This is a genomic window from Pseudomonas sp. A-R-19 (assembly GCF_019956575.1).
Taxonomy (GTDB): Bacteria; Pseudomonadota; Gammaproteobacteria; order Pseudomonadales; family Pseudomonadaceae; genus Aquipseudomonas.
In genome coordinates, this window is sequence record NZ_JAHBDR010000004.1 from 1 (window position 1) to 6093 (window position 6093).

General features: G+C 61.9%; 4 protein-coding genes. All 4 read right to left on the reverse strand.

Going from position 1 to position 6093, the window contains the following annotated elements:
* Positions 1–278: 278 nt before the first annotated feature.
* Genes KGA88_RS00105 through KGA88_RS00120 form a run of 4 tightly spaced genes read right to left on the reverse strand, consistent with a single transcriptional unit; the run spans position 279 to position 5908 of the window.
* Positions 279–1727 (reverse strand): curlin, encoded by a 1449-nt coding sequence (locus tag KGA88_RS00105; protein WP_110662228.1) that lies wholly within the window; start codon positions 1725–1727, stop codon positions 279–281.
* Between the two features lie 27 nt (positions 1728–1754).
* Positions 1755–2216 carry a curlin gene (locus KGA88_RS00110; protein WP_223588101.1) on the reverse strand — a complete coding sequence of 154 codons (462 nt, stop codon included), beginning with the start codon at positions 2214–2216 and terminating at the stop codon, positions 1755–1757.
* Between the two features lie 60 nt (positions 2217–2276).
* Positions 2277–4526 (reverse strand): Ig-like domain-containing protein, encoded by a 2250-nt coding sequence (locus KGA88_RS00115; RefSeq protein WP_223588103.1) that lies wholly within the window; start codon positions 4524–4526, stop codon positions 2277–2279.
* Positions 4527–4561: 35 nt separating this feature from the next.
* Entirely contained in the window at positions 4562–5908 is a 1347-nt protein-coding gene (locus tag KGA88_RS00120) for a hypothetical protein (RefSeq protein WP_223588106.1), read from the reverse strand.
* Positions 5909–6093 lie beyond the last annotated feature (185 nt).

The window sequence follows — 6093 nt, forward strand, 5'->3', positions numbered from 1 at the left end:
CCAATCCCTCGCAGGTACACGCCACTCAAACTGTGGGAGCGGGCTTGCTCGCGAAGACGGCCGACCAGCCAACCAACATCTTGCAGATGTACCCAATCAAACTGTAGGAGCTGGCTTGCCAGCGATGGCGCCCCGCCAGCCGCCCAATAATCTGCAGCCATGCCACTCAATGGATTTCGCCTGATCCAGGCACCGCTCCAATAACCTTTCCCTCAATCCATCCAACAAAAAAAAACCGCGGCCCCCCTCCCGAGGCCGCGGTTCTACTTGTCGCACGATTACTGCTGCAGCACGGTTGCCTGGTTGGCCGAACCATACTGCTGCACGGTAGCGGTCTGGTTCATGCCGCTTTGGTCGACGCTGGCGATGTTGCCGGTGCCGCCCTGGGTCACGTACGCCACGTTCATGGTGTCGGCCTGTTTGACGGTGATCATGTTGTCGCTGCCGTACACCTGCTCGGTGTAGGCGCGGTTGCTGCTGCCTTCCTGATTGAACTCGGTGCTGTTGCCTATCCCGGTAGAGCTGCCGATGGCCAGGTTGGTCTCGCCGCGTTGATCGGAGATCAGGATGTTGTCACTGCCGTTCTGGTCGAAGTACAGCTCGTTATACGAATCGGCCTGGCTGATGGTGGTTTTGTTGCCGGTGCCGTTCTGGTTCGTCTTGACGATTTGGCCAATGCCGTTCTGGGTGAAGTTGGCGACGTTCTCGTTGCCGTTCTGGTTGATGGTCGCACGCTGGTTGCTGCCGAACTGGCCGCCGGTCTGCGGGCCTTTCCAGTTGCTGGCGTAGACCTTGTTGCCGTCACCTGTGGTGTTGACGTTGAGCACCTGGTTCGTGCCGTTCTGGTAGGTGAAATGCACGTTGCTGTTGCCTTGTTGATACAGCGCCAGGGTCGAGTTGGTGGATTCGTACTGGTCGGCATAGATGGCGTTGAGGTTGCCGACCTGCATCACCGAAGCCACGTTGTTATCGCCAAAGCTCTGGTCGACGATGGTTTCGTTGGTGTTCCCGTATTGATTGATGGTGGCTTGACTGGCGACCTGAGTCTCTTGCCAGACTTCGGTGCCGTTGCCGTTGCCGTACTGGTTGATGCTCAGGTTGCCGCCCTGGCCGTTGCGCTGGTCGCCATAGGCATAGTTGCCGTCGCCGTTCTGGTTGATGTCCATCCGGGCACCGTTGTGCAGCACCTGTTCGGCGGTGCCGTAGTTCTCGTTACCGTGCTGGGTGACCGTCGCTTTGTTGTCGACGCCCACCTCCGTCTGTTCGATGTTGACCTCGTTATTGTCACCGAACTGGAAGCTTTTGGCGGATGTACCGTCCTGGCTGTCCTGATAGATGAGCGAGAAGTTGCCGTTACCTTCCTGTTGTTGCAAGGCATCGCTGATACCCACGCCGATTGACTGGCTGGCATGGGCGGAGTTGTACGTGCCGGTCTGCAGCTGATTGATATTGCTGCCGTTGTCGGATAACTGCTCGGCGTAACCGGCGTTGTAACTGCCGGTCTGCAGTTGATTGATTGTGCCGGTGGCGTTGTCCTGAACCGCAGCCGCATCGTTGCCTTCACCCCACTGCTTCTGGCTGGTCGTGCTGGCCGGGGCAAGGTTCTGTTTCACATTGGCGATGTTGGCGGTGCCGTCCTGGAACTGGTCGGACACGCTGTCTTCGGCCAACGCATGGGCACTGACCATGACCAGGATGGCTGCGGTGAGGGGCGTCAATTTGAACATGATTGAGTCTCCATGGGGTGCAGTGCTTCAGCGATATTGTTTGACCGAAACGCTCATGCCGTTCCCGGACTGGTTCACGGCGCTTTGCAGCCCCGTGCCGGCCTGGTCGATGCTGGCGCTGTTGTAGTTGCCGTTCTGCGAGATCTGCGCGCGGTTGTGGCTGCCTGTCTGGGTAATCGAGGCATCGTTACCGGAGCCTTGTTGATTGATCATTGCCATCAAGTCGCTTCCTTGTTGCAGGATGTAAGCCTCCTGATTGCTTCCCGACTGGACGATGGTGCCGAGCAACGACTGACCGTTCTGTTGCAGCATCGCGACGTTGGCCTGACCGTTCTGGTCGATCAGCGCGTGCTGGCCCACCGGTGGTGGCAATTCACCAAGATCGCCACCGGGGCCCAGGTCATCGTTTTCCATCAAATCGTCGGCGCGCACGCCTGCACTGCAGCAGAGCAAAAGCAGGCAGAGCAGGGCGGCGGTCGATGTCTTCATGGTCTTGTCCTCAGGGTTCAAACCGGCCCCATCAACCTGCGTGGCTGATGGGGCGCGGGCTCAGTTGGCGATCACCGGCACCGTCCGCACGGAGCCTTGGGACGAGCTGATCGTCGCGGTCGGGTTCGCCGACGGAACCACCGTGGTGATGTTGTTCACCGTCAACCGCCAGCGACCGTTCACCGGTACGGTGGTGGTGCCCAGCGTCACCAGCCCGGTAGGGGTAGTGACCTTGATGGTGATGGTGTTGCCGGTGGTTACCGATGAGGTGCCGGCAAAGTCCCAGGTGAAGCGGTTGTTGGAACGGGCGCTCACCGTTGCGGTGGTCACTGCGAAGGTTTCCGCAGCAGGCCGTGGCGAGACCTGCACCGTGACCGTGGCCGGCGCTATCGACACGGCGCCGAAGCTGTCCCGGGCAAAGTAGGTGAAGGTCGTGGTGAAGGCCGTGGTGACGTTGCCCGGAGGGGTGTAGGTGAGCACGGTGCCGTTACTGCTGACGGTGCCGCGATTTGCCGGTGGTTGAGTAAAGCTGGCGACCGCCAATGGCAGGTTGCCTTCCGGATCGGTGTCGTTGGCCAGCACGCTGATCGGAATCGCCACTCCCAGTGTCGTGACGGCATCGGCGACTGCCACCGCAGGCCGGTTAGGCGCCACGGTAATGGTCACGGTTGCCGCCGTCGTCGAGGCCAGGCCTTTAGAGTCCTGGGCCTTGTAGGTGAAGGTCGCGGTCAGCGGCGCATTGACCACGGCGGGAGGGGTGTAGACCACCGCCGTAGTACCGCTCAATGCCACGGTGCCCTGGCCGGTGGCCGGTGGGGTCAGCGCGGTAATGGTTAGCGGCGTATTACCGTCCGGGTCCCTGTCGTTGGCCAGCAGGTTGAGGGTGATCGGTACGCCGAAGCTGGTGCCGCCGGTATCGGCGACAGCGATCGGTGCCTGGTTCGCGCCGGTGTCCGGCGCAGTGCCGACGACGACGACCGGCTCGGTGTCACTGCCGCCAGCGGCGGATTTGATGGTCACAGTGGCCGGTGGTTGGGGCAGGTCAGACACCGTCAGGCGTTGCAGGGTGCCGGATTTCGTCAGCCGTCCGTATCCCTGGGCGACCATGTCCGGTATCACCACTTCGTCTGTGGAGGTGGCCTCGATCAGCAGGCTGTGGTTGCTCCAGCTGTATTGAGCGGTCTGGATTTTCACCACGTCCGAGAGCTTGCTCGACACCGCGGTCGGGCGGGTGGTACCGGCCGGGTTGGTGGCGGTGACCACCACGACCGGAGGCACGGTGCCGTTGGTCAGCAGATGCTGGGCGAAGAACGTACCGTTGTTATCGCTGACCATGTTGGTCTGGCAAGGCGATTGTGGCGGCCCGGGTACCAGGGCGATGCTTTCGCGCAAGCACAGGGTCGAGCCATTGCCGGCTTTGGCGAATACTTCGACCCGGGTGCTGTTGCCACCCGTGCCGGCGGTGCGCCGGTAGGTGGCACGGCTCATCTCCACCGCGGTTTGTGCGCGGCTGTCGAGTACCTTGCCGGCCACGGTGAAGAGGTTGGTCTGGATGGTCCCGGCCGGGCCCTGGATGCGTACGAAGTTGGTGTTGTTGGGGCTGCCGGTCACGGCCTCGGTGAGGTTCGGGTCGCCGATGAAGGTTTCGACGGCGCCGGTGTCCGGATTCACCGCGGTGTAGGGGCCGTTGACACTACGCAGGAACGGTCCGAGCGCACCGTTGACTGCACCGGTGAAAACCCCCGGTGCACCGATGCCGACGTCCCGGGTGATGTTGATCGCACGGCGGCCGGGGGTGGTGACGTTGACCGTTTCCACACCATAGGGGTGGGTAATGGTGTAGGTCCCGGCAGTAGGAATATTGATCCGCATGCGAATCCGCGCGAAGCTGATCTGGTCGCCATCCAGCGGGTTGCCGCCAGCAAATGCAGCCTCGATCCCGGCGACATAGGCGTCCATGCCATAGCCGGCGGCATTGTTGGGGATGGTGGTCTCGGCAAGGAACCAGAAGGCTTCGTCCGGCCAGTTATCCGGGAACACCATCGGCAGGGTGTCATCGAAAATGCCGGGTGTCGGCAGCAGGGTACACATGTAGGCCGGTGGCACACTGGCTCCCACCCGTGTGCTCACGGCGCGGGACTGGCACAGTTCCATCGACAGCAGGTTTTTGTCCTGATACCAGATCGGGAATTTCCCGGTGGCAAAGGTGTAAGGGCCGGGATCGACGGCGGCGAGTTGCGCGAAGGCACTGCCGGACAGCGATAGAGTCAGTCCCAGGGCGTTGACCGCCAAGCGTGGCCATTTGTTCATGATGCCTCCTGATGAGGATCTGGGCATGTGAGCGTTCATTGCACGATGACCACTTCTTCGGTATCGCTGCCGCCATTGGCTGACGTCACACGAACCTGGGCTGGCGGAAACGGCGTGATGCCGGTGGCCAGGCTTTTTACGGCGCCGTCGCCAATCAGGGCGCCGATGGCAAGACCGGTGCCGGTGGTAGCGGTGAGCACCGGTGGCGATGTTTCATCGCTGGTCGAGGCGGTGATGCTGATTTGCCCGGTGCTCAGGCTGTACTCGGCACGTGAGATGGTCACCAGGTCAGTCAGCGGCATGGGCAGGACGGTCGGCGTGCTGCTGGGTATGGCCAGGTGGTTGTCGGCGGTCACCTGCAAGGTACTCGGCAGCGCCGGGTTGGTCGGCGACTGCGCATACCAGTGGCCGGTGGTGTCCGCTTCGGAGAGGTTCAGGACCGGATTGTTGCTGGTCAGGGTCACGCTGGCCGGTGGCGGCGGGGCCATCACGAACACATCCTGCTGGGCCACCGGTGCGCTGGCGCCGGCATGTCGCGAGTAGGTGCTGCGTTCGGCGATCACCGGGGTCGGCCGGACTACCGTCGACAACTTGCCGGAAACGGCGAAGAGGGTGGTGCGCAAGTCCAGGCCATTGGGACCTTCGATGCGCACGTAGTTGGTGTTGAACGGGCTGCCGGTGACGGCCTCGTTGAGGTTCGGATCGCCGACGAATCTCTCCGCCTGGCCAGTGGTCGGGTTGGTCTCGGTGTACGGGCCGTTGACGCTGCGCAGGAACGGTCCGACGTCGCCCTTGAGTGCGCCGTTATAGGTTTTTGGCGCACCGATGCCGATGTCCCGGGTCATGTTGATCGCCCGCCGGCCGGGGGTGTCGACGTTGAATACTTCGACGCCGTAGGGGTGGGTGATGACATAGGTGCCGGCGGCGGGCACGTCGATGCGAATACGGATACGGGCGAAGCTGATCTGGTCGCCCTCCAGCGGATCACCGCCACTGAAGGCTGCTTCGAGCGCCGAGACATAGGTCAGGTCGATGCCTCGGGTGGCATCGACAATGGTCGTTTCGCCTGTGGCCCAGAACGCTTCGTCGGGGAAATTGGTCGGGAAGACCAACGGTTTGGTGTCGTCGAAAATACCGGGGTTAGGGATCAGCGAGCACATGTAAGTCGGGGCGCCAGGCGTGCTGGCAACCCTGGAACTGACAGCCTTTGATAAGCACAGGTCAAGTGTTCTACCGTGTGCATCCTGGTACCAGGCGGCGAAATTGCCATTGGCTGGCAGGTAGGGACCGGGGTCTACGGCAAACAGCGCAGCCTGGGCGATGCCTTGGGCTAGAGCGGTCACGACCAGGGCGGTCGCGGTTTTGCACAGTAAAGGGTGCATGAGTATTCCCTCTATCGAAGTACCTGCCCCTTGGGGATGGGCCAGTTGGCTGGGAGGATGGCAACTTCCATACCAATCAGCGAAAACGCCCGTAAGAGGCCCGGAATAGGGGGGTTGGCGCAGACACGGGTGACAGACCGGAAAGTTATTAAGCGGGCGGTTGTCCCCAACATTGGGGGTGATGT

Excerpts from the sequence above, each read along its gene's own strand:
- KGA88_RS00105 (WP_110662228.1), bottom strand. The coding sequence starts at position 1,727 with ATGTTCAAATTGACGCCCCTCACCGCAGCCATCCTGGTCATGGTCAGT.
- KGA88_RS00110 (WP_223588101.1), bottom strand. The coding sequence starts at position 2,216 with ATGAAGACATCGACCGCCGCCCTGCTCTGCCTGCTTTTGCTCTGCTGC.
- KGA88_RS00115 (WP_223588103.1), bottom strand. The coding sequence starts at position 4,526 with ATGAACAAATGGCCACGCTTGGCGGTCAACGCCCTGGGACTGACTCTA.
- KGA88_RS00120 (WP_223588106.1), bottom strand. The coding sequence starts at position 5,908 with ATGCACCCTTTACTGTGCAAAACCGCGACCGCCCTGGTCGTGACCGCT.